At 54.1% G+C, this 22,598-nt stretch carries 22 protein-coding genes; 11 read left to right on the top strand and 11 right to left on the bottom strand.

Going from position 1 to position 22,598, the window contains the following annotated elements; translation table 11 throughout:
• Positions 1-115 precede the first annotated feature (115 nt).
• From ccsB to msrQ, 3 genes are all read left to right on the top strand, one after another.
• Complete coding sequence (gene ccsB / locus IEV29_RS10085; protein WP_188381186.1) at positions 116-1,267, top strand: c-type cytochrome biogenesis protein CcsB; 1,152 nt, start codon at positions 116-118, stop codon at positions 1,265-1,267.
• A 136-nt stretch (positions 1,268-1,403) separates the two neighbouring features.
• Complete coding sequence (msrP, locus tag IEV29_RS10090) at positions 1,404-2,384, top strand: protein-methionine-sulfoxide reductase catalytic subunit MsrP (protein WP_188381187.1); 981 nt, start codon at positions 1,404-1,406, stop codon at positions 2,382-2,384.
• Positions 2,385-2,426: 42 nt separating this feature from the next.
• Positions 2,427-3,053 carry a protein-methionine-sulfoxide reductase heme-binding subunit MsrQ gene (gene msrQ / locus IEV29_RS10095; RefSeq protein WP_188381188.1) on the top strand — a complete coding sequence of 209 codons (627 nt, stop codon included), beginning with the start codon at positions 2,427-2,429 and terminating at the stop codon, positions 3,051-3,053.
• A 48-nt stretch (positions 3,054-3,101) separates the two neighbouring features.
• Here the strand turns inward: msrQ and lysA are convergent, their stop codons facing one another.
• Positions 3,102-4,388 carry a diaminopimelate decarboxylase gene (gene lysA, locus IEV29_RS10100; protein ID WP_188381189.1) on the bottom strand — a complete coding sequence of 429 codons (1,287 nt, stop codon included), beginning with the start codon at positions 4,386-4,388 and terminating at the stop codon, positions 3,102-3,104.
• Positions 4,389-4,393: 5 nt separating this feature from the next.
• Entirely contained in the window at positions 4,394-4,624 is a 231-nt protein-coding gene (lptM, locus tag IEV29_RS10105; protein ID WP_188381190.1) for an LPS translocon maturation chaperone LptM, read from the bottom strand.
• Between the two features lie 26 nt (positions 4,625-4,650).
• Between lptM and cyaY the strand changes: the two genes are divergently transcribed.
• Complete coding sequence (gene cyaY / locus IEV29_RS10110) at positions 4,651-4,989, top strand: iron donor protein CyaY (RefSeq protein ID WP_188381191.1); 339 nt, start codon at positions 4,651-4,653, stop codon at positions 4,987-4,989.
• Between the two features lie 63 nt (positions 4,990-5,052).
• Here the strand turns inward: cyaY and IEV29_RS10115 are convergent, their stop codons facing one another.
• Positions 5,053-7,404 carry a penicillin-binding protein 1A gene (locus tag IEV29_RS10115; RefSeq protein ID WP_188381192.1) on the bottom strand — a complete coding sequence of 784 codons (2,352 nt, stop codon included), beginning with the start codon at positions 7,402-7,404 and terminating at the stop codon, positions 5,053-5,055.
• A gap of 319 nt (positions 7,405-7,723) precedes the next feature.
• On the opposite strand from IEV29_RS10115, the gene IEV29_RS10120 reads away from it, so the two are divergent.
• The 7 genes from IEV29_RS10120 to IEV29_RS10150 are packed head-to-tail and all read left to right on the top strand — an operon-like array spanning position 7,724 to position 15,617.
• Positions 7,724-8,797 (top strand): pilus assembly protein PilM, encoded by a 1,074-nt coding sequence (locus tag IEV29_RS10120; RefSeq protein WP_188381193.1) that lies wholly within the window; start codon positions 7,724-7,726, stop codon positions 8,795-8,797.
• Positions 8,794-9,414: a PilN domain-containing protein gene (locus tag IEV29_RS10125; RefSeq protein ID WP_188381194.1), complete on the top strand. Its 621-nt coding sequence runs from the start codon at positions 8,794-8,796 to the stop codon at positions 9,412-9,414. Before IEV29_RS10120 ends, IEV29_RS10125 begins: the two co-directional genes overlap by 4 nt.
• 15 nt (positions 9,415-9,429) lie before the next feature.
• Positions 9,430-10,089, top strand: coding sequence for a type IV pilus inner membrane component PilO (locus tag IEV29_RS10130; protein ID WP_188381195.1), 660 nt, complete (start codon positions 9,430-9,432; stop codon positions 10,087-10,089).
• On the top strand, positions 10,086-10,619 hold the full coding sequence (locus tag IEV29_RS10135) for a pilus assembly protein PilP (RefSeq protein ID WP_308632722.1): 534 nt from the start codon (positions 10,086-10,088) through the stop codon (positions 10,617-10,619). The genes IEV29_RS10130 and IEV29_RS10135 overlap by 4 nt, the downstream gene beginning before the upstream one ends.
• A complete protein-coding gene (locus IEV29_RS10140; RefSeq protein ID WP_229726344.1) occupies positions 10,616-12,718 on the top strand; it encodes a type IV pilus secretin PilQ in 2,103 nt (700 codons plus the stop codon). The genes IEV29_RS10135 and IEV29_RS10140 overlap by 4 nt, the downstream gene beginning before the upstream one ends.
• 59 nt (positions 12,719-12,777) lie before the next feature.
• Positions 12,778-14,439 carry a bifunctional shikimate kinase/3-dehydroquinate synthase AroKB gene (gene aroKB / locus IEV29_RS10145; protein ID WP_188381196.1) on the top strand — a complete coding sequence of 554 codons (1,662 nt, stop codon included), beginning with the start codon at positions 12,778-12,780 and terminating at the stop codon, positions 14,437-14,439.
• Positions 14,440-14,456: 17 nt separating this feature from the next.
• Positions 14,457-15,617 carry a deoxyguanosinetriphosphate triphosphohydrolase gene (locus tag IEV29_RS10150; protein ID WP_188381197.1) on the top strand — a complete coding sequence of 387 codons (1,161 nt, stop codon included), beginning with the start codon at positions 14,457-14,459 and terminating at the stop codon, positions 15,615-15,617.
• Positions 15,618-15,659: 42 nt separating this feature from the next.
• Here IEV29_RS10150 and IEV29_RS10155 read toward each other — a convergent pair whose 3' ends face one another.
• The 8 genes from IEV29_RS10155 to IEV29_RS10190 all read right to left on the bottom strand — a co-directional run bounded on the left by IEV29_RS10155 (position 15,660) and on the right by IEV29_RS10190 (position 22,374).
• A complete protein-coding gene (locus tag IEV29_RS10155; protein WP_188381198.1) occupies positions 15,660-16,751 on the bottom strand; it encodes an enoyl-CoA hydratase/isomerase family protein in 1,092 nt (363 codons plus the stop codon).
• A gap of 159 nt (positions 16,752-16,910) precedes the next feature.
• Entirely contained in the window at positions 16,911-17,264 is a 354-nt protein-coding gene (gene hpf, locus IEV29_RS10160; RefSeq protein WP_188381199.1) for a ribosome hibernation-promoting factor, HPF/YfiA family, read from the bottom strand.
• 93 nt (positions 17,265-17,357) lie between these two features.
• Entirely contained in the window at positions 17,358-18,839 is a 1,482-nt protein-coding gene (locus IEV29_RS10165) for an RNA polymerase factor sigma-54 (RefSeq protein ID WP_188381200.1), read from the bottom strand.
• A gap of 17 nt (positions 18,840-18,856) precedes the next feature.
• Complete coding sequence (lptB, locus tag IEV29_RS10170) at positions 18,857-19,597, bottom strand: LPS export ABC transporter ATP-binding protein (RefSeq protein WP_188381201.1); 741 nt, start codon at positions 19,595-19,597, stop codon at positions 18,857-18,859.
• Positions 19,597-20,151 carry a lipopolysaccharide transport periplasmic protein LptA gene (gene lptA / locus IEV29_RS10175; protein WP_188381202.1) on the bottom strand — a complete coding sequence of 185 codons (555 nt, stop codon included), beginning with the start codon at positions 20,149-20,151 and terminating at the stop codon, positions 19,597-19,599. The genes lptB and lptA overlap by 1 nt, the downstream gene beginning before the upstream one ends.
• Positions 20,152-20,185: 34 nt before the next feature.
• Positions 20,186-20,782 carry an LPS export ABC transporter periplasmic protein LptC gene (gene lptC, locus IEV29_RS10180; RefSeq protein WP_188381203.1) on the bottom strand — a complete coding sequence of 199 codons (597 nt, stop codon included), beginning with the start codon at positions 20,780-20,782 and terminating at the stop codon, positions 20,186-20,188.
• Positions 20,779-21,345, bottom strand: a complete 567-nt coding sequence (locus tag IEV29_RS10185) for a KdsC family phosphatase (protein WP_229726345.1) — start codon at positions 21,343-21,345, stop codon at positions 20,779-20,781. The genes lptC and IEV29_RS10185 overlap by 4 nt, the downstream gene beginning before the upstream one ends.
• Positions 21,346-21,348: 3 nt before the next feature.
• Positions 21,349-22,374 carry a KpsF/GutQ family sugar-phosphate isomerase gene (locus IEV29_RS10190; protein WP_188381204.1) on the bottom strand — a complete coding sequence of 342 codons (1,026 nt, stop codon included), beginning with the start codon at positions 22,372-22,374 and terminating at the stop codon, positions 21,349-21,351.
• Between the last annotated feature and the right edge of the window lie 224 nt (positions 22,375-22,598).

A 22,598-nucleotide genomic window follows, 5' to 3' on the forward strand; every position in this document is an offset into this window, starting at 1 on the left:
TGGCGTCAGTTGTAACAGGATGATTTAAAGCAAAAGAAGCACCGCGAATGCCGTCCGAAATCAACAGGTGCATCAGGCAGGTGTCGTCAGACACGTTACCGAAAAAGGAGAAGGCATGGATGTGGTTCAAAAGCAGACCTATGCGCAACCTGTCGGATATTTCCGGCGGCTGACAGCAATTGACTGGCTTTACGCAGCGGCCTGGCTGATCGGTGCTGTGTACGCATTGCGCCGCTTTGGTCATCACATGGATGTCTATGAAGAAGCCATCCTGTTGCTGGCGGTACCCACGTTTACATGGCTGGGCTGGCACTGGAAATCAGTGCGCTGGCTGACGGCATTGATGGCTGTGCTGAGTCTGTTTGCCATTTCGCTTTATGACGGCACATTGGTTGCTGCCGAGCAGCGGTTTTTCCTGAAATATCTATTCTCCAGCCAGTCGGCCATTCTCTGGATGAGCATGCTGTTCATTCTGTCGACCGTGTTCTACTGGGGCGGCCTGATTGCACGGTCCCCGACGGGGGCATCGATCGGTAGCCGCTTGTGCTGGGCGGCTGTCTTGATGGGCTTTGTCGGTATGCTGGTACGCTGGTACGAGTCGTATCTGATCGGCCCGGACATCGGACATATTCCGGTTTCCAATCTGTATGAAGTGTTCATCCTGTTCTGTCTGGTGACTGCCTTGTTCTATCTGTATTACGAGCAGGAATATGCGACGCGTCAGCTCGGCCCGTTCGTTTTGCTGGTGATCGCCGCAGCGGTTGCCTTCCTGTTGTGGTACATGGTGTCGCGCGACGCGGGCGAAATTCAGCCGCTGGTACCTGCACTGCAAAGTTGGTGGATGAAAATTCATGTGCCGGCCAACTTCATCGGATACGGTACCTTTGCACTGGCGGCGATGGTCGCGATTGCCTATTTGCTCAAAGCCAAAGGGATTTTTGTTGATCGTCTGCCAGCACTCGAAGTGCTGGATGACATCATGTACAAGGCCATTGCGGTAGGATTTGCATTCTTTACCATCGCCACGATTCTGGGTGCCTTGTGGGCTGCAGAAGCGTGGGGAGGCTACTGGTCATGGGACCCGAAAGAGACCTGGGCCTTGATCGTCTGGCTCAATTACGCTGCATGGTTACACATGCGCTTGATCAAGGGTTTGCGTGGACAGGTAGCGGCTTGGTGGGCGATTGTCGGCCTGCTGGTCACCACGTTTGCTTTCCTCGGTGTCAACATGTTCTTGTCGGGTTTGCATTCCTACGGAGAGCTGTAAAGACGCTTGATGCTGGTGCGCGTATGATCAATGGACGCAGTTGAAATAGTGTTTCCGCAATGAACTTCCGTGTTCGGCGACAAGTCTGAATCATCTCTTACTTGCATGCGCACCCTACGCATTGAAAGGCGTTGTCATGTTGATCAAACGTCCCTCCAATGGCATTGACCTGCCATTCCCTTCCGAAATCACGCCCAGAGCGATTGTTGAATCGCGTCGCGCCTTCATGCAAAAGGTGGCCCTGGGCGCCGTTGCTGGTACCGGCCTGATGGAGATGCTGTCGCGTGAGGCGTTTGCGCAAAATGCTGCCACAAAGCTCGCGGCCAAATCGAATTCGGCCTATGTGCTTGCGGACAAACAAACACCCTACAAGGACGCGACGACGTACAACAATTTCTACGAGTTCGGTACGGATAAGGAAAGTCCGGCACGTTATGCCAAGTCGCTCAAGACGCGTCCCTGGACGGTAAGGATTGAAGGCGAGGTCAACAAGCCAATGACGCTGGATATCGATAGTCTGCTGAAAGTGGCAACTCTGGAAGAGCGTGTGTATCGCCTGCGCTGTGTGGAAGGCTGGTCGATGGTGATTCCGTGGATCGGCTATTCGTTTGCCGAAATCATCAAGAAAGTCGAGCCGACGTCGAATGCCAAATATGTGGAATTCGTCACGCTGGCCGACAAGGAAAGCATGAACGGATTGCGACGTCCGGTGCTGGATTGGCCATACACCGAGGGGCTGCGTATCGATGAAGCCAATCACCCGCTGACGTTGCTGACCTTCGGCATGTATGGTGAGGTATTGCCGAACCAGAATGGCGCACCGGTAAGGCTGATCGTGCCATGGAAATACGGTTTCAAATCAGCCAAGTCGATCGTGGCGATTCGTTTTGTCAAAGAGCAGCCGAGAACATCATGGAATCGCGCTGCGCCAAGCGAATACGGTTTCTTTTCGAACGTGAATCCGCAGGTTGATCATCCGCGCTGGTCGCAGGCTAGCGAGCGTCGCATTGGCGAGGACGGTTTCTTCACGAAGAAGCGACCGACACTGATGTTCAACGGTTACGAGCAGCAGGTTGCTTCGCTCTATCGCGGCATGGATCTCAAGAAATTCTATTAAAGGATCGGATGCTGCCATATACAGCATCCGATTGGACACAGCATGCTTTCCCATCTTTCGGCACGGCAGTTGGCAGTTACAAAGACACTGGTTTTTGGTCTGGCATTGCTGCCTTTTCTGCGTCTCGTCCTTTCCATCTTCACGGACCAGTTGGGCGCGAACCCGATTGAGTTCATTACGCGCAATACCGGGGATTGGGCGTTGTATTTTCTGTGCCTGACCTTGCTCATTACGCCACTGCGCCGCTTGTTGAAATGGAACTGGCTGATCCGTTTCCGACGCATGTTGGGTTTGTTCGCCTTCTTTTATGCGACGTTGCATTTCACGACGTTTTTCTGGTTTGATCATTTCTTTGATCTGGGTGAAATGTTCAGAGATGTGGTGAGGCGACCATTCATTGCGGTAGGGTTTGCCGCATTTGTGCTGCTGATCCCGCTTGCAGTGACGAGTACGAACGCGATGGTCAAGCGACTAGGCGGCAAACGCTGGCTATGGCTGCATCGCCTGATTTACGTGATCGCACCGTTGGCGATTCTGCATTACTGGTGGATGAAGGCGGGCAAGAATGATCTGGAGCAGCCTTTGATTTTCGGCTTGATTGTTCTGGTAATGCTGGGATTGCGTCTGGTCTGGGCCGTGCGAAAGTCACATACAGGCGGGAATGCGTAGAGTCCGTGCATCCAATAAAAAAGCCGATCATCTGATCGGCTTTTTTATTTAAGGCAGCAACGATTCCAGGGCAAACAGATCGGCAGGGGATTCGCGTTTGCGGATCAGATGTACCTCCTTGCCGTCGACGATGACTTCGGCTGCGCGACCACGCGTGTTGTAGTTGGAAGACATGGTCATACCGTATGCACCAGCGGACATGATGGCGAGCAAATCACCTTGCTCGATGGCTAAAGCACGATCACGTGCGAGCCAGTCACCGGATTCACAGACCGGTCCGACGACATCATAAACGGGTGCATTGTCATCGGTCGTTTGTTTGACGGTCTGGACGCCATGCCATGCTTCGTACATGGCTGGCCGCATGAGGTCGTTCATTGCCGCATCGACGATTGCAAAATTCTTGGTCTCGCCGTGCTTGATGAATTGCACTTCGGTCAGCAGGATGCCGGCATTGCCGACGATGGAGCGACCTGGCTCGAACAAGACCTTGATTGGCGCGTTGTCGTACTTTGCCTTGCGCCATGCATCGATCTTGGCGAACAGACGTGACAGGTAGTCACCCACGGCAACCGGTTGATCATTGTTGTAGTTGATGCCAATGCCGCCGCCGATGTCGAGATGATGTACATGGATACCTTCGGCGGCCAGCGTGTCGATCAGCTCGATCAATTTGTCGACGGCTTCCAGCAGCGGTGCATCATCCAGCAATTGCGAACCGATGTGGCAGTCGATGCCGGTGACGTCGATATGCGGCAGAGATGCCGCGACACGATATGTTTCCAGCGCATCTTCGTATGCCACACCAAACTTGTTGTCCTTGAGGCCGGTCGAGATGTACGGGTGTGTTTTGGCGTCGACGTTCGGATTGACACGCAGTGAAATGGGCGCTCGCTTGCCGAGTTCTGCCGCGACTTCATTCAGGCGGTGCAGTTCCGGAATCGATTCAACGTTAAAGCACAGAATGTCATGCGACAGCGCCAGACGCATTTCTTCGCGCGACTTGCCGACGCCGGAGAAAATGACTTTGCGTGGCGAACCACCTGCAGCAAGTACGCGTAACAGCTCGCCGCCGGAAACGATATCGAACCCCGAGCCCAGTTTGTTCAACAGGTTGAGTACGGCGATGTTGGAATTCGATTTGACGGAATAGCAAACCAGTGAACTGGTGTCATCACGGCCATTGGCCTTGCAGGCATCGGCATATGCGCGGAAATGTTCGGTCAGTGCTGCCTTGGAATAGACATAAGTCGGCGAGCCGAAGTCGCGCGCGATCGTGTTCAGTGGAACATCTTCGCCATGCAAGATGCCGTTCCGATAAGAAAAATGCGACATGTAAATTATCTTGAAATGGATGTTTCAGAATCAGGCAGCGTCACGGCGGGAACGACCGGTTTGGCGTTTTCCTGATTGCCTTCCGGAGGCAGAAACAGCGGGCCTTTTTGTCCACAGCCGGTCAGCATGCTGAAAACAGCAATGCTAAGCAGGATGGAAAATGAAGGCATAATGCGGCGCAAGCCGAAAGGGGACTTCACGATTAGAATCTCGGTTTGGGTGAAATAAAACGACAATCAATAAAAACGTGTTGGAGTGTAGCATGACCGAATCGGAATTCCTGAAGCAGGCGGAGGCCACGCTGAACCATATTGAGGCTGTGCTGGAAGAGTTGGCGGAGCAGGATGTGCTGGATGTGGAATGCGCGCGCAGCGGCAATGTCCTGGAAATCGAGCTGGTTGATAACGGCTCGAAAATTATCGTGAATAGCCAGGCGCCGATGCAGGAGTTGTGGTTGGCTGCTCGTTCAGGCGGGTTTCATTTCAAGCAGCAGGGCCGCGACTGGATCAATACGCGCGACGGTTCCGAATTCTTTGCAGTGCTGTCACAGGCGGTCAGTGAGCAAGGTGGTGTGCAGGTACAGTTGCGCAAGCAGGGCTGATCATCTGCGCCAAGCGTTTGTTTGCGGAGCAATAAAAAAGGGAAGCATGCGCTTCCCTTTTTGTTAGAACAATTCGTTCTTTACTTCGTCGCGTGTTGGCGCGCTGTCTGATCCCGTCATGCCGGGGACATCCAGGCTTCTGACACCAAGGCCGGGCGGATTTTCTGCATAGAAGTAATCTCCATTGGCCATGATGATGCCTTCCGGCACTTGCCGCTCGGCCATTGGCACGCCTTTGAGGGCTTTCTCCATGTAGCCGATCCAGACTGGCAATGCGAGGCCGCCACCGGTTTCACGGCTGCCCAGATTGCGCGGTTGATCAAAACCGATCCATGCCACGCCGACCAGTTCGGGCTGATAACCGGCAAACCATGCATCAAACGAGTCATTGGTGGTACCGGTTTTGCCCGCCAGATCGGTACGCTTGAGCGACAGGGCGCGCGTTGCTGTGCCCGAATTCACGACATCCTTGAGCATGCTGTCCATCAGGAACGCATTGCGCGCGTCAATGACGCGATTATTCTCGTCGCCAGCCAGATCGGGTTTGGCTTGCGAGAGCAGGCGACCATTGGCATCCGTGATTTTTGAAATCAGGTAAGGATTGATCTTGTAACCGCCATTGGCGAACACGGCGTAAGCTCCGGCCATTTGCAAGGGGGTGACCGCGCCGGCGCCGAGTGCGAGCGTCAGATATGGCGGGTTTTTCGCCGAATCAAAGCCGAAGCGCGTGATGTATTCCTGACCGTACTTCGCGCCGATCTTGTGCAGGATACGAATCGAAATCATGTTCTTGGATTTCGTCAGCCCTTTGCGCATGGTCATCGGACCATCGTATTTGCCGTCGTAGTTCTTTGGTTCCCATGGCGGGCCGCCGGTCGTGCCGCTGCTAAAACTGATGGGCGCATCGTTGATGACGGTTGATGGTGACAAGCCTTTTTCCAGCGAGGCGGAATAAATGAACGGTTTGAAAGACGAACCAGGTTGCCGCCATGCTTGCGTGACGTGATTGAATTTGCTGCGATTGAAATCAAAACCGCCTACCAGCGCGCGGATGGCGCCATCCTTGGTGTCGGCGGCAACGAAGGCAGATTGCACCTCCGGCATTTGCGTGACGCTCCAGTTCTTGCCTTCTTGCATGACACGAATGACGGCACCACGTCTGACGCGTTTGTTTGGTGGTGCTTTATCGCTCAGCAATTGCGCGGCAAAGCGCAGACCCTCGCCCTGAATCTGGATTTCTTCGCCGGAAATCAGGGCAGCGCGAATCAATTTGGGTGTGGCTTCAAGTACGACGGCTGCGACCAAATCGTCGCTGTCCGGGTGATTGGCAAGTTCGACCTCGATCGTATCTTCCGCTTCTTCCTTGCTATCGGGGATGTCGATAAAATTTTCCGGGCCACGATAAGCTTGACGCTTCTCGTAAGCCATGATGCCACGGCGTACGGCCAGATAAGCAGCATCCTGATCGGCTTTGGTGATGGTGGTGAAGACGTTCAGGCCGCGCGTATAGGTTTCTTCCTTGAATTGCTCATAGACGAGCTGACGCGCCATTTCCGACACGTACTCAGCGTGAATGCCGAACTCGCTGCTGCTGGTTTTGGTCTTCAGCTCCTCGTCGCGCGCAGCGTAATACTGTGGTTCGCTGATGTAGCCAAGCGTGTACATGCGTTGCAGGATGTATTGCTGACGTGCTTTGGCGCGTTTGGGGTTGACCACAGGGTTGTAGGCAGAAGGTGCTTTGGGTAAGCCGGCCAGCATGGCGGCTTCCGCGATCGAGATGTCCTGCAGTTTTTTGCCATAGTAAATCTGGGCAGCGGACGCAAACCCATACGCGCGCTGACCCAGATAGATCTGATTCATGTAAATCTCGAGAATCTGGTTTTTGGACAGATTGTGTTCGATCTTCCATGCCAGCAGTACTTCGTAAATCTTGCGTTTGAAGGTTTGTTCGCTGGATAAAAAGAAGTTACGCGCGACTTGCTGCGTAATAGTCGAGGCGCCTTGACGCGCACCGCCACTCAGATTGTGGAGCGCGGCACGGGCAATGCCAATGTAGTCCACCCCACTGTGCTCAAAAAAGCGGTCATCCTCAATCGCCAGTACCGCTTTTTTCATGATGTCCGGAATCTCGTCGATACGGACAAGATTGCGTCTTTCTTCGCCAAATTCGCCGATAAGGACGTTATCTGCCGAGAAAATCCGCAAAGGGATTTTGGGGCGATATTCGGTGATTGAATCAAGTGCAGGCAGATTCGGGTAGGCCATGGCCAATGCAAAGACCACGATCAGACCGCAGATGGTGCCCAGGCCAGCGAGTAAACCAATCACGCCCAAGCCCCAGCGCAGGGCAACGGCGGATGCACTTCGATTCGGTTTGGGGGATTTGCCTTCAGATGCAGATTTTTTGGAAGCCATGCCGGAAATGTAATTTCAATGTGCGGGCCATTATAGCGGCGCGTCTGGAAACGATATTGAGGATGCGTGGAAAACGACACATTTGGGTCACATTTGCCGAGTGGACTTTTGGCAACGCATTGCAAATTGCCGGTTGGAAATTGCTTTACAGTTTCCAACGCTTGGGGCTACGATTTGAAGCAATGTTTCACAAAGGCATGCTAATTATCAGTTTTTAAACGCTTTTTGCTAATTTTTGACCACGTAATTCAGGTTGAATTTTTCGACAAATCAAAAAGCGTTGCGTTCCATCTATTAAGACGATTCAGGGAGAAACAACTTGGCCTTTGATTTTGGCGCCTTGTTCGGTCGGAAAAGCCCGCCGTTGATCGGTCTTGATATCAGCAGCTCTGGTGTGAAGCTGGTTGAGTTGTCGGAAGCCGGGAAAAGTCTGAAGCTCGAGTGTTTTGCTTCAGAGCCGCTGCCACGAGGGGCAGTGGTCGATGGCAACATCGAGAACATCGATCAGGTGTCGGATGCGATTGCACGCGCCTGGAGGAAAAGCGGAACACGCGTCAAGCTGGTTGCCATGGGCATGCCGCCGGCTTCTGTCATCACCAAGAAAATCACCCTCCCAAGTAATCTTTCTGAAGAAAATCTGGAATTGCAGGTGGAAACCGAGGCAAGCCAGTACATCCCGTTTGCGCTTGACGAAGTTCGTCTGGATTTCGATGTGATCGGCCCTGTCGAGAATTCGCCGGATGATGTGGATGTGATGCTGGCCGCCACCCGCAAGGAAAAAGTCGAAGACCGTGTTGCCGTTGCGGAGGCGGCAGGGCTGAAGCCGACTGTGATGGATATCGAATCTTATGCAGCACGCGCAGCCATAGATCGCATCGCACGTCAAAAAATCGGCAAAGGCCAGATTCTTGCCGCGTTCCAGATTGGCACCAACGTGATGCATGTATCGATCCTGCAGGACGGTGAACTGATCTATGAGCGCGAGCAACCTTTTGGTGGTCATCAGCTGACACAGGATATTGTCCGTAATTATGGCTTCTCTTATGAAGAAGCCGAGATCAAGAAAAAGAGTGGCGATCTTCCTGATGGCTATCAAAAGGAAATCCTTGAGCCTTTTCTTGAAAACGCTGCGCAGGAAGTGACGCGCGCGATTCAGTTTTTCTTTACCTCGACACCGTACAGCCGCGTGGACCAGATTTATCTGGCTGGTGGTTGCGCCAACATTCCGCAACTGGTTGAGACGGTAGCCACCCGTACCAAGATTTCGACCTCCGTGATTAGTCCGTTTGCGGGTATGCAGTTGGGTAGCAATGTACGTGAAAAGCAACTCCGTATAGAAGCGCCAGCCTATCTGGTTGCATGTGGATTGGCGATGCGGAGGTTTGATCAATGATCAAGATTAATCTGCTTCCCCACCGCGAGGAAGCACGCAAACTGCGCAAGCAGGCCTTTGTCGCATTGATGTTGCTGGGCGCGCTTGCCGGGGCATTGGTCGTGATCGCCGTAGGCGGATATTTCGCCAGCTACCTTTCCACGCAAGAGCAGCGTAACCAGTTTATCCGAGCCGAGAATGCGCGCCTCGATGTTCAGATCAAGGAGGTCGCCGGCCTCAAGCGTGACATCGAAGCATTGAAGGCGCGTCAGCAGGCCGTAGAGGATTTGCAGGCTGATCGTAATCAGCCCGTGTATTTGTTGGATGAATTGGCGCAGCAAGTTCCGGAAGGCGTCTATCTGAAATCATTTCATCAAGACGGACAGCGCGTGCGTATCAATGGATATGCGCAGTCGAATGAGCGTGTTTCAGAGCTATTGCGTAACCTGGGCAATCGTTCTCCCTGGCTTGAAAAACCGGACCTGATCGAAATTCGCTCCGTGGGTTTGGGGCAAGGCAAAGATGCCAAACGCGTGTTTGACTTCATCGTCAACGTCGAAATCCGTCGGCCTCGTGATATCGCGGCTGCTCCTGACGCAGATGTTCCGGTTGCCGTAACGGCTGCGCAGCGTCCCTGATATGAGAGTCACACCATGGCAGATCTGAAAAATATTGGTGAGTCCGTCAGCGCGCAGTTTCGCGGTCTGAATGGTTTGCATCCGGGACAATGGCCCATCGTTCCACGTGTGCTTTGTGCGATTGGTGTTGCATTTGCGGTCATCGCAGTCGGTTGGTTTTTGTACTGGAGCGATCAAATGGATGAAATTGATCGCGCCGTAGCAGAAGAGACGACCTTGCGCGATGCCTACAAGATCAAGGTGCAACAGGCGGTGAATCTGGATGCTTTGCGTAAGCAGAAGGAGCAAGTGAACCAGTACGTCTCGACGCTTGAGAAACAGTTGCCAAGTAAAGCGGAAATGGATGCTTTGCTTTCCGATATTAATCAGGCGGGCTTGGGCCGTGGATTGCAGTTCCAGTTATTCAAGCCGGGGCAGGTTGTTGTGCGCGATTACTACGCGGAACTGCCAATTGAAATCAAGGTAACCGGCAATTATCACGACGTTGGTGCATTTACGAGTGATATCGCGAATTTGCCCCGGATTGTCACACTTAATAAACTGAATTTGGTCGCAGGCAGCGGAGGCGAATTAACTTTGGATGCGGTCGCGAAAACGTTCCGCTATTTGGATGACGAAGAAATCGCCACGCAACGTAAAGCAGCGGCAGACCAAAAGAAAGGCGCGCGCAAATGATGAAGCCTTTCTCTCATTTTCTATTGCCATGCTCGTTTGCGATTTTATTGAGTGCATGTGGCGGCAGCAATACGGATGATGTGCGGCAGTGGATGGATCAGACGCGTGCGCAAAGTCGTGCTTTGGTCAAACCGTTATCCGAACCGAAAAAATTCTCGCCTTATATCTATGACGCGAAAGGGCGCGAAGATCCCTATAGTCCGAACAAGCTCGCTATTGCTCTGGCCAAGGCCGGCAAGGGCAGTGGCATTCAACCCAATTTCGACCGGCGCAGTGAGCCGCTGGAAAGCTATCCCCTGGACATGCTGAGCATGGTGGGGACCTTGTCCAAGCCGGGCATGAGGTATGCATTGATTCAGGTTGATAAAACGATTTACCAGGTCAAGGTCGGCAATTACATCGGCAAGAATATTGGTCTGGTGACCAACATCACCGATACCGAAGTGCATTTGAAAGAAACCGTACAGGACGCCGCGGGCGAGTGGGTCGAACGTGAAGCCAAGCTTGAATTGCAGGAGATGCAAAAATGATCGCGCAGCATAAATACTATTCCCGCACGCAGGGCATCCTGTACACGATGCAGCGCGCGTTTGCGCTTGCCTGCCTTACTTTGGTAAGTGGTGCGGTATTCGCGGCGTCTAACGAAATCCAGTCGATCAGCTCCACGCAGCAAGGCACGAATGTCGTGGTTAAAGTTGCATTGAAAAATCCGGTGACGACGCCACCGATCGGTTTTTCGATCACCAGTCCTGCACGGATTGCCCTTGATTTTGCCGATACCGCCAATGCGACCGGCAAGGGATTGCAGGAGATTGGTTTGGGGGATGTGCGTAACGTCAATGTTGTGCAGGCAGGAGAGCGTTCGCGTCTGGTATTCAATATGCAGAAGTCGCTGAACTATGCGACAACGGTAGAGGGCAATGTTGTCGTTGTGACGATCGAAGGTTCCGGTGGCCCGGCGACCCCGTTGACTGCAGCTGGTTTGCCTGTGCCGCAACCAGTCGTCTCAACGGCTATTAGCCCGCAAGCCTTGCGAGATATCGATTTCCGTCGTGGATCCAATGGTGAAGGGCGTGTTGTCATTGACTTGCCAAGCAACCAGATTGCGGTGGATGTACGCCAGGTCGGCAATCGTGTCGAAGTCGATTTCCTCAAGGCCAGCCTGCCGCAGGTATTGCGCCGTCGTCTGGATGTGGCGGATTTCGGCACACCAGTCGATTTCATCACGACGCAGCAGCAGGGTGACAATGTGCGCATGCTGATCGAACCCAAAGGTGCATGGGAACATAGTGCGTATCAGAGTGACACGCAATTGGTGATCGAGGTCAAGCCGATTCGGGAAGAGCCGAATCGACTTGGCATGGGCACGCAAAACTATCGCGGTGAAAAGCTGTCGCTGAATTTCCAGAATGTTGATGTGCGTGCGGTTTTGCAGGTCATTGCAGATTTCACCAGCCTCAACATCATTACCAGCGATACGGTCAGCGGTAACCTGACATTGCGCTTGAAGGATGTGCCATGGGATCAGGCACTGGATATCGTGATGCAGGCCAAAGGCCTGGATATGCGCAAGAACGGCACGGTTCTGTGGATTGCCCCTCGCGATGAATTGCTGACCAAGGAGAAACTGGAGCTGGAACAGCGCGCACAGATTGCTGAACTCGAGCCCGTGCGTACCGAAACATTCCAGCTCAATTATCAGAAAGCCGAAGCGTTCAAACAGGTATTTGGTATCGATAGTGGCAACCGCAGCATTCTGAGCAAACGCGGCAGTGCAGTGGTTGATCCACGTACCAACCAGTTGTTTGTCACGGACATTGCTTCCAAACTCGACGAAGTCCGTGCGCTTGTGCAGAAAACGGACATCGCCAGCCGCCAGGTCATGATCGAAGCCCGTATCGTCGAGGCGACGGATACCTTTAGCCGTAACCTTGGCGCCAAACTTTCTTTCGGCAGCCGTTCGGGCAGCTATCAATTGGGCGGTAATCAATCCGCTGCGGGTACGGGGGGCGCTCTTCCTACGCTCGGTAACAGTGCGGTCAATCTTCCGGCAGGTGCAATCAGCGGCAATGCGGCAGGCTCTGTCGCCTTGACCTTGTTCAATTCGGCGGCGACACGATTCATCGGCTTGGAATTGTCGGCATTGGAAGCCGATGGCAAGGGCAAAATTATCTCCAGCCCACGTGTCATCACGGCGGACCAGTTGAAAGCCTTGATTGAACAGGGTGAGGAATTGCCTTATCAGCAAGCAACCAGCAGTGGTGCGACCAGCATTGCCTTTAAGAAGGCGAATCTGAAGCTGGAAGTCACGCCGCAAATTACACCGGATGGCAATGTCATTCTTGATGTGGACGTGACCAAGGATAGCGTGGGACGCGATACACCGGTCGGTCTTGCCATCGATACCAAGCATGTTCGTACGCAGGTGTTGATCGAAAACGGCGGGACCGTTGTGATTGGCGGCATCTTTACGCAAACTGACAATGATCAGATTTACAAGGTGCCTTTGATTGGCGACATCCCGGTTGTTGGCAATTTGTTCAAAACTACCGGTAAAGAGCGTCTGAAAACGGAGCTGCTGATTTTCCTGTCACCTAAAATTCTCAACGATAAGGTGGCAATCAGGTAGGATGCCGGATGTAGGCAGCGCCATGTCGGCTGCTGCGTCTGGTGTGAAAGAGTGTGGTAGTGGCTGGAAACATTTTTCTCGTCGGCCTGATGGGGGCTGGCAAAACAACGGTTGGCAAGGCGCTTGCCAAAAAGCTCAACAAGCGCTTTGTCGATTCGGATCATGAAATCGAAGCGCGTACCGGCGCAACCATTCCCCTGATTTTTGAAATCGAAGGCGAAGCCAGCTTCCGTCGCCGCGAGGCTGAGGTGATCCGCGATCTGACCGCGCAGGATAATATTGTTTTGGCAACCGGCGGCGGTGCGATTCTCAATCCCGAAAGTCGCGCTTATCTGCATACCCGTGGCACCGTTATCTACCTGCGGGCCAGTGTCCACAGTCTGCTACAACGTACCAGCCACGATAAAAACCGCCCGCTTCTGCAAAAGGGTGATCCAAGGAAGACGCTGGAAGAGCTTACGCGCGTGCGAGATCCGCTTTATAACGAAGTGGCACACTTCGTCGTCGATACCGGGCGTCCTAACGTACAATATTTGATGCATGCCATTCTGTCGCAGCTGGAACAAAAAGTCGAGACGACGGTTTCCGCAACTCAACAAACGCCTCAAATAGCGAATACCATGACCCTCCCGCCGTCCACATCCCAAGTCTTGCAGGTTGATCTGGGTGATCGCAGCTACCCGATCACCATCGGACAGTCGCTGCTGGACAATCCAGAAATCGTGGCAGACAAGATCGCCGGATCACGGGTTGCCATCGTGACCAACACAGTGGTCGCGCCGTTGTATCTGGAACAGCTGATGTTCACCTTGGCTGCTGCTGGTAAAAAAGTAACATCGGTCATCCTGCCTGATGGTGAAGAAGAAAAGAACTGGGAAAACCTGATGAAGGTTTTTGATGTTCTGCTGGCGGAGAAATGTGATCGCAAGACAACCCTGATCGCGCTGGGTGGTGGCGTCATCGGCGACATGACGGGATTTGCGGCTTCCGCGTACATGCGCGGCGTTCCTTTTGTGCAGATCCCTACCACCCTGCTGTCGCAAGTCGATTCGTCGGTAGGTGGCAAGACGGGGATCAATCACCCGCTTGGCAAGAACATGATCGGCGCGTTTTATCAGCCGCAAGCCGTCATTGCCGATACCTTGACGCTGAATACCTTGCCGGATCGCGAATTGTCGGCCGGACTTTCCGAAGTCATCAAGCATGGCGCAATTATTGACGCACCATTCTTTGACTGGATCGAGGCCAACATGGCCAAACTACGGGCGCGTGATCCAGACGCATTGGCCTATGCGATCCGCCGCTCGTGCGAAATCAAGGCTGATGTCGTGCGGCAAGATGAACGTGAAGGCGGGTTGCGTGCCATTCTCAATTTCGGGCATACCTTCGGTCATGCCATTGAGGCGGGAATGGGATATGGCGTCTGGTTGCATGGCGAGGCGGTCGGCTGCGGCATGGTGATGGCGGCCGATATGTCGTGCCGGCTTGGTTTCATCGATGCTGCAAGTCGTGATCGCATTGTTGCCGTGGTCAAGGCGGCTGGCTTGCCAACCGTGGCGCCCAATCTGGGCAATGAGCGCTGGCTCGAACTGATGGAAGTCGACAAGAAGAATGAAGGCGGGCAAATCAAGTTTATCTTGCTCAAGCCGCTGGGTACGACGGTGATCATGTCCGTGCCGCAAGAAACCTTGCTGCAGACACTGGCGGCCTGCACGGTTTGATCAACACACAGGTCTGCATGGATATCGAAGCGCATCTGGCTCCCTACGCATCACGCTCGGCACAGTCCGAGGGCCGCCGTTTCGATGAGCCTGCACCGGCATCACGGTCGGAATTTCAGCGTGACCGCGATCGCATCATCCACTCCACCGCGTTTCGCCGACTCGAATACAAGACGCAGGTATTCGTTAATCATGAAGGCGATCTGTTTCGTACCCGTCTGACCCACAGCATCGAGGTTGCGCAGATTGCCCGATCCATTGCGCGCAATCTGCGTCTGAATGAAGATCTCGTCGAGGCGATCTCGCTGGCGCATGATCTTGGCCATACCCCTTTCGGTCATGCCGGACAGGATGCATTGAATGCCTGCATGCAGGACTATGGCGGCTTTGAGCATAACCTGCAGAGCCTGCGTACGGTCGATGCGCTGGAACAGCGTTATGGCGCATTCGATGGATTGAATCTCACCTTTGAAACGCGGGAAGGCATACTCAAACATTGCTCTCTGAAGAACGCGCGCAAGTTGGGGGATGTCGGCGTGCGTTTCATCGAGAAGAAGCAGCCTTCACTGGAAGCGCAACTTGCCAATTTGGCAGATGAAATTGCCTATAACAACCATGACATCGATGACGGATTGCGCTCTGGATTGTTGACGACCGGTCAACTGGATGAGATCGACTTGTACGCGCGTCATCGTGATGAGGTGGAGCATGCGTATCCGGGAATCGCCGGTCGACGTGCAATCAATGAAACAATACGACGCATGATTAATGCGCTGATTGTGGATCTGATCCAGACATCCTTGCAACGTATCAGGGATGCTGGCGTCAACAGTGCTGCGGACGTGAGAAATGCGGAGCCGCTCATTGCCTTCTCCGATGCAATGCATGCGGAAGCGACGTTGCTTAAACGGTTTCTTAGAGAAAATCTGTATCGGCACTATCAGGTCAATCGCATGACCAGCAAGGCGCGTCGCATCGTTGCCGAATTGTTTGACGCCTTCATGCGTGAGCCGACCTTGTTGCCACCCGACTATCAAGTGACGGATGCAGGCACGCATGCGGACTCAGCCAAGTTGATAACGATGCAGGCACGTCAAATTGCGGATTACATTGCCGGCATGACGGATCGATACGCGATTCGTGAACACAAACGCCTGTTTCTCATCGACGAGATGTAAGACGTATTTAACGCGTCAACGGAACGATATTTGGCGTGTCCGTTACGCCAGCATCCGCAATGGATGTGCATAGTCTGACCATGCCGCCGTGAAGAATGGTGCAATCATTTCTTTTGTTACGGCCTCAAAAGAGGCAGGCCGCCATTGCGGTTGCTGATCCTTGTCGATCGCGAGGGCACGTATGCCTTCCACGACTTCGCCATGTTCAAAGCAGCGTCTTACCATTGTCCGCTCCATGCGCAGGCAGTCAGCGATGCTCATCGTCTTGGCACGCCGAATTTGTTCCAGCGTGACGGATACCATCAAAGGGGAGCGTTGCAGCAAATTCTCCAGCGTCTTTTGCGCAAATGGCGTGGCGTCTGCTTGCAGCGAGCGCACGATTTCCTCAACGGTGTCGTACGAAAAATGACGATCAATATCGGCACGATGCTTGGCGAGCACGCATTCATCGGGGCTGATTTGCGTCTGATAGGGCGCGGCAAAGGCTGTGATGGCGGCTGCATAATCCCGGTCCGAGACGGATCCAAGGATACGAACAAGATCGGGTAAGGCCTTGCGGGGTACAAACACATGCGCCAATCCAGCGTGCAAGGCATCTGCAGCACCGATGATTTCACCAGTAAGGCCAAGATAGGTACCGATCTCCCCGGATAGATGTGACAAGAAATAGCCGCCGCCTACATCCGGGAAGAGTCCGATTTTCACTTCAGGCATGGCCATACGTGTGCGTTCCGTCACGATGCGGATGCAAGTGGGGGCACTGCTCTGCGTGATGCCCATGCCGCCGCCCATGACGATGCCATCGAGAATGGCTATGTAAGGCTTGTTGTAATGATGAATCAGATGGTTGAGCGTGTATTCTTCGGTGAAAAAATCTTCCAGTAGCGCGCTGCCGCCTTGTAAGCCGGCGCAAGCAACTTCATGAAAAAAGTAAATGTCGCCGCCGGCGCAGAATGCCTTGGGCGTGCTGGAGTCGATCAACACCGCGTGGATATTCTCATCCGTTTGCCAGTCTTGTAGCGATGCCGCTAACGTGCGCACCATGTCCAGTGAAAGGGAGTTCATTGCGGCGGGCCGATTCAGTGTCAGGCGAGCGAGGCGATGATCGGAAGAAACAAGAATGTCTGCTGACATGAGATGCGGAAGAAGAAAGGAAAGCGCACATTCTAGCGAGTTTGCCTTGTGCACAGAAGACGTTGGGCGACGTCCTTCTTTCTTTCATGTGAATGAAAAAGGGCGCTATTGGCGCCCTTTACTATTTTTCCGAACGATGCCGGTTTGCATGCATGCGGATCAGCTTGTCAGCATCTCGCTCGCGTCTGGCATGCGTTTGATCGCATCTTTGGAGTGATCCTGCTGTTTTGTTTTGTATTTAATGACTTGTCGATCCAGTTTGTCGATCAAGGTATCAATCGCCGCGTACAAATTGGTGGCGATGCTTTCCGCATGCAAATCCTTGCCGCGTACTCGCAAGTTGATTTCCGCTCGTTGGCGCTTTTCTTTCTCTGGGAGGTTGTCGACTGTCAGGATCACGGCAATGTCGATGACGTGATCGAAATGGCGTTTGATGCGCTCCAGTTTACCGTGTACATATTCACGGATCGCTGGGGTTAATTCAAGATGATGTCCGCTGATGGTGAGATTCATACAGTGCTCCTATGATGACTCACTGGAGGTTCGACACACCAAGTTGCAGTGCGTGAACACAGCAAGGTAGAACAGAAACTACAAGGACGATATCTATAACGATTTTCGCAGATTGACTGGAGGAATCTTCAGGGCTTCGCGGTATTTGGCGACAGTGCGCCGTGCTACCACCATCCCCTGTTCAGCCAGCATGTCTGCAATCTTGCTATCTGAAAATGGACTTTTCGGGTCTTCGGCTCCTATCAGTTGCTTGATCAATGCTCGGATCGCAGTCGACGATGCTTCGCCGCCGGTTTCTGTTGCCACATGGCTACCGAAGAAATATTTCAGTTCAAACATTCCGTGCGGTGTGAGCATGTACTTCTGCGTCGTGACACGAGAAATTGTGCTCTCGTGTAAACCCAGTGTATCAGCAATTTCGCGCAAGACAAGAGGGCGCATCGCGACTGCACCGTGCGAGAAAAAATTGCGTTGGCGTTCCACGATTGCCTGCGAAACGCGCAGAATCGTATCGAAGCGCTGTCGCATATTCTTGATCAGCCACTTTGCTTCCTGCAGTTGCGAACCCAGCGTCCCTTCGCCTTTACTCTGCTTGAGAATATTGGCATACATGCTGTTGACGCGCAGGCGAGGCATCACATCGTGATTGAGCATGACTTGCCAGCCATTGCGCGTGCGTTTGACGATCACATCGGGAACAACATAATCGGATGCATCGCTGGCAAACGAGGCGCCGGGATGCGGATTGCATTGCTTGATGATGGCTTGTGCTTCGCGCAAATCCTCATCGTCACAGTTCAATGCCTTGCGCAACTTGTTGAAGTCCCGCTGGGCAAACAAGGTCAGATGCTGCTCAACGATTTCTAATGCCATACGGCGCGTGACCATTGGCACTTTCGGAAAGCGGCGGATCTGTAATGCTAGACATTCTGATGGCGTGCGTGCACCGACGCCGGGCGGATCAAAGCTTTGCAGCAGATTGAGTGCAATTTGCAATTCTTCCGGCTCGATCTCCAGTTCTTCGGGCAGGCGTGCGTGAATTTCTTCCAGTGACTCTTCCAGATAACCGTTGTCATCCAGTGCATCGATGATCAGTTCAAGCAGAGCGCGATCACGCAGTTCGCGTACGGTCAGTGAAACCTGCTCAAGCAAATACTCGCGCAGTGTCGTTTCGTGTGCTTCCAGTTGCGGGCGACCATCGTCGTCTTCCGGTGCCTTGGATGTGCGCGCAACATCATCAAAGCTCCAGTCGCTTTCAGTGCCGCCATCTGCAGGATCACTACCATCGCTACTGCTACCCTCGCCGCTGGTTTCACTTTCGGGTTGCGCGGTGTTTGCTTCAAGGCTGGCGCCTTCGGTGGCAATGCCGGACGCCCCCAGCGCGCCGTCTGCCAGCAGGCGGGTCGCATGATCGAGCGGATCGTCGGTACGTTCCAGCATCGGATTCTCTGCAAGGATCTGCTCCAGCTCCTGATGCAGTTCGAGCGTCGACAGTTGTAACAACCGGATCGATTGCTGCAACTGGGGCGTCAATGCCAGATGCTGAGAAACACGGAGTTGCAGAGATTGCTTCATGAGTCCTGATCTTCCCTTTACATGCGGAAGTGTTCACCAAGATAAACGCGGCGGACCGATTCATTCTCGATGATGTCGTCAGGGCGCCCGCTGGCCAGCACGGCACCCTGGTTGATGATGTAGGCGCGGTCACAAATGCCAAGCGTCTCGCGCACGTTGTGATCGGTGATCAGCACACCGATGCCACGCTCTTTCAAAAAGCGCACGATGCGTTGAATCTCGATCACGGCAATCGGATCGACGCCGGCAAACGGTTCGTCCAGCAGAACGAAGCGTGGATTGGTGGCGAGTGCACGCGCGATCTCGACACGACGGCGTTCACCGCCAGACAGCGACATGGCCTGATTCTCACGCAGTTTTTCAATCTGCAGATCGGCGAGCAAGGTGTCGAGACGTTGCTCGATCTGTTCCTTGCTGATCGATTTGCCATTGACGTGTTGCAGCTCCAGCACAGCGCGAATATTATCCTCGACACTCAGCTTGCGAAAGACGGAAGCTTCCTGAGGCAGATAAGACAGGCCGAGTACGGCACGCTCATGGATCGGACGACGTGAAATGTCCACGCCATCCAGTTCGATCACGCCGGCATCCGATGGTACCAGCCCGACGATCATGTAAAAGGACGTTGTCTTGCCGGCACCGTTGGGACCCAGCAGACCGATCACTTCGCCGCTTTCGACCTGCAAGCCAACATCACGCACAACCTGACGTGCGCCGTAGCTTTTTTGCAGCCCTTTGACGATCAGTTTGCTCGACATCAGTTGCCCCCGCCTTGTGGTGTGGTGCGTGGCTGGATGGTGGCACGGATGCGTCCGCCCCCTTCCTTGCTCGAGCCGCTGGCCGTGTTGTGTACGGTGAAGAATTCGGCGCGGGTATCGTAGGAAATGTATTCGCCTGTGACTTCGTCCGTCGACTTGCTGCCTTCCAGGCGACGCATGCTGGCGCGGACAAACAGTTTCATGATCTCGGTCTTGTCGTCGTATTCAATGCGTTCGGCCTTGCCTTCGATCCATTGATCGTTACCGCCATCGCGTCGTTGCTTGAATGTGGCAAGTCCGTTTTGCGGTGCGTACAGTGTGACGAACTGATAGCCTTCCGGATCCTGCCTCACAACCATGCGGCCTGCGGTCATGCGGATTGTGCCGCGTGTCAGTACCACATTGCCGGTGAAGGTGTTGATCTGTTTGACATCGTCGTATTCCATCTTGTTGGCTTCGACGTTGGTCGGCTTGGTGGAATCCGCCTTTTCTGCATGTGCAGCGCTGCCAGCGAAGAGGGCGACGAGGATAAGAGCGGGCAGAAATCGATTCATATCATTCTCTGGTGAGTAAGCGCAAACGTGCGGGTCAGTTTCTTGTCGCTGGTTGATACATGCCTCTGACATCGCCAGACAACTTGAACTCGCCCGTGGCATTGTTGGCAACCATGCCAACGCCATTGAGCGTCGAGCCACCAAGCTGCAGGGTGACGGGCTTGGGTGTCTTCATGACATCTTCATCCGGCAATAACAGCAAATAGGATGTCGTTAGCTGAAAGCGTTGTGCCTTGGCAGACGCCGGACGATCAATGTGCACATCGTCATACATGTGCACCTCGGTATTGTTGTTCTGAATGGTGGCGCGCTTGGAGCGGCTGACCATCGGCGGACGATCGACGCCGTAGCTGTGCACTACCGGGTTCTGGATCAGGTACGAGTCATCGCCAGGAAAGTGATGCATCGTCGTGCCAGTCACGTTGTAGCGAGCAGCGCCATTTTTGTCCATGCGGACGAAATTGAATTTTTCGACGTAGAAGTCAGGGTCGGTGCGTGCGGCAGCCGGCATGATGTCTTCCGTCTGGCGGCGCATGACTTCGACCAGCCACAAGCTGCCGAGCGCAAGGCTCGCGGCCAGGACGACCAGAATGACGAGCCGCATGGTATTTGCCGGGCGTACTGCCTTCATGCCAGATACGGCGCGAGCGCCGCCTCGTAGTTGTTTTGCGCACGCAAGATCAGGTCGCACAATTCGCGTGCGGCGCCGCGACCGCCGTGAGCGCTGGTGATGTAGTGCACGCGCGATTGCACTTCTGCGTGACCGTTCGGTACGCTGGCAGCAAAGCCGACGCGCAACAGAATGGGCAGATCGATGACGTCATCACCGACAAAGCCGCAATCTTCCGCCTGCATGCCGGTTTTGTTCAACAGCGATTCAAAGATGGCGCGTTTATCGTGTGCGCCCTGAAAAACATGTTGTACACCCAGGTCAGTCGCACGTTTGAGTACGATGGGAGACTGGCGAGCACTGATTATGGCCGTCGCAACGCCGGATTGCTGCAGCAGCTTGATGCCATGACCATCAAGGACGTTGAAGGTCTTCATGACTTCGCCATCCGGGCTGAAGTGCAGGCTGCCATCGGTCAGGATGCCGTCAACATCAAAAATCATGAGGCGTATGCGTTGCGCCCGACGCATGGCGTCGGCCATGTGTATGTCATTAGCGGTGGCGTGCGACGGGGAGGCTGTCATGACTCAGATTACTTTCGCGCGGGTCAGATCATGGATGTGCAAAGCGCCGACCAGACGGTTGTCGGCATCGGTCACCAGCAACTGATTGATGCGGAATTGTTCCATCAGCTCGACAGCTTCGACCGCCAGCTGTTCCGGTTGCACGCTGCGCGGCCCGCGATGCATGACTTCGGCAATCGTCAGTTTGGAAAAATCCTGCACGTTTTCAATCAAGCGGCGCAAATCGCCGTCCGTGAACACCCCGATAGCACGACCTTCTGCATCCACGATGGCGGTCATCGCCATGCCTTTGCGGCTGATTTCCAGCAAGGCGGCATAGACGGTAGCGTCGGCCGACACGGTCGGGATGGCGTCGCCGGTGCGCATGACGTCACGCACATGGGTCAATAGTCGACGACCCAAGGCGCCGCCCGGGTGTGAGCGCGCGAAATCTTCCTCGCCAAAACCACGTGCATCCAGCAGGGCCACGGCCAGCGCATCGCCGAGCGCAAGCGTGACGGTCGTGCTTGCGGTTGGCGCGAGATTGAGCGGACAGGCTTCCTTCTGCACGCTGGCGTTCAAATGCACGTCCGCAAGCTTGGCCAGGCTGGAGTTGTTGTTGCCGGTAATGGCAATCAGGCTGGCGCCCATGCGCTTGATGATGGGCACGATGGCCAGCAATTCACCCGCTTCACCGGAATAGGAAATGGCAATCAGTGCATCCTTGGCGGTAATCATGCCAAGATCGCCATGCGAGGCTTCTGCCGCGTGGACAAACAGGGCGGGTGTACCGGTCGATGCCAGCGTTGCGGCAATCTTGCGCGCAATGTGGCCGGATTTGCCGATGCCGGATACGACGACGCGGCCTTCACAATGCAACAGCAAATCGACGGCGCGCAGGAAAGGTGCGCTGTCGCCCTCCATGCGTTGCTTCAAGGAAAGAATCTCGTCGGCCTCGATTTGCAGCGTCTCGCGCCCATATCGCAAGGCTCGCTCGGCACGCGTTGCGTCGAGACCGGAAGGGAGAATAGGAGCTTTTGGAGCGGTCATGCCCCAAAGTATAGCTGAATTCATAAAGCAAAAAACCTGCCAGACATAAACTAAATAGAATGACGTCGACAGAAATGAAGAAGATCGCGGGCAAAGGGTGAGCGACGACGCGTCTTGGCAACATGCGCTGTCTGACGACACAGTGGCGCAGCGCGGCAAAGGTTGACGCTATGCGTACGAAATCGGAAAATTGCCAGCCAGTCAGCTTTTGCCTGAAGCAAGGT

The sequence above is a fragment of the Oxalicibacterium faecigallinarum genome (assembly GCF_014635705.1).
GTDB lineage: Bacteria > Pseudomonadota > Gammaproteobacteria > Burkholderiales > Burkholderiaceae_D > Oxalicibacterium > Oxalicibacterium faecigallinarum.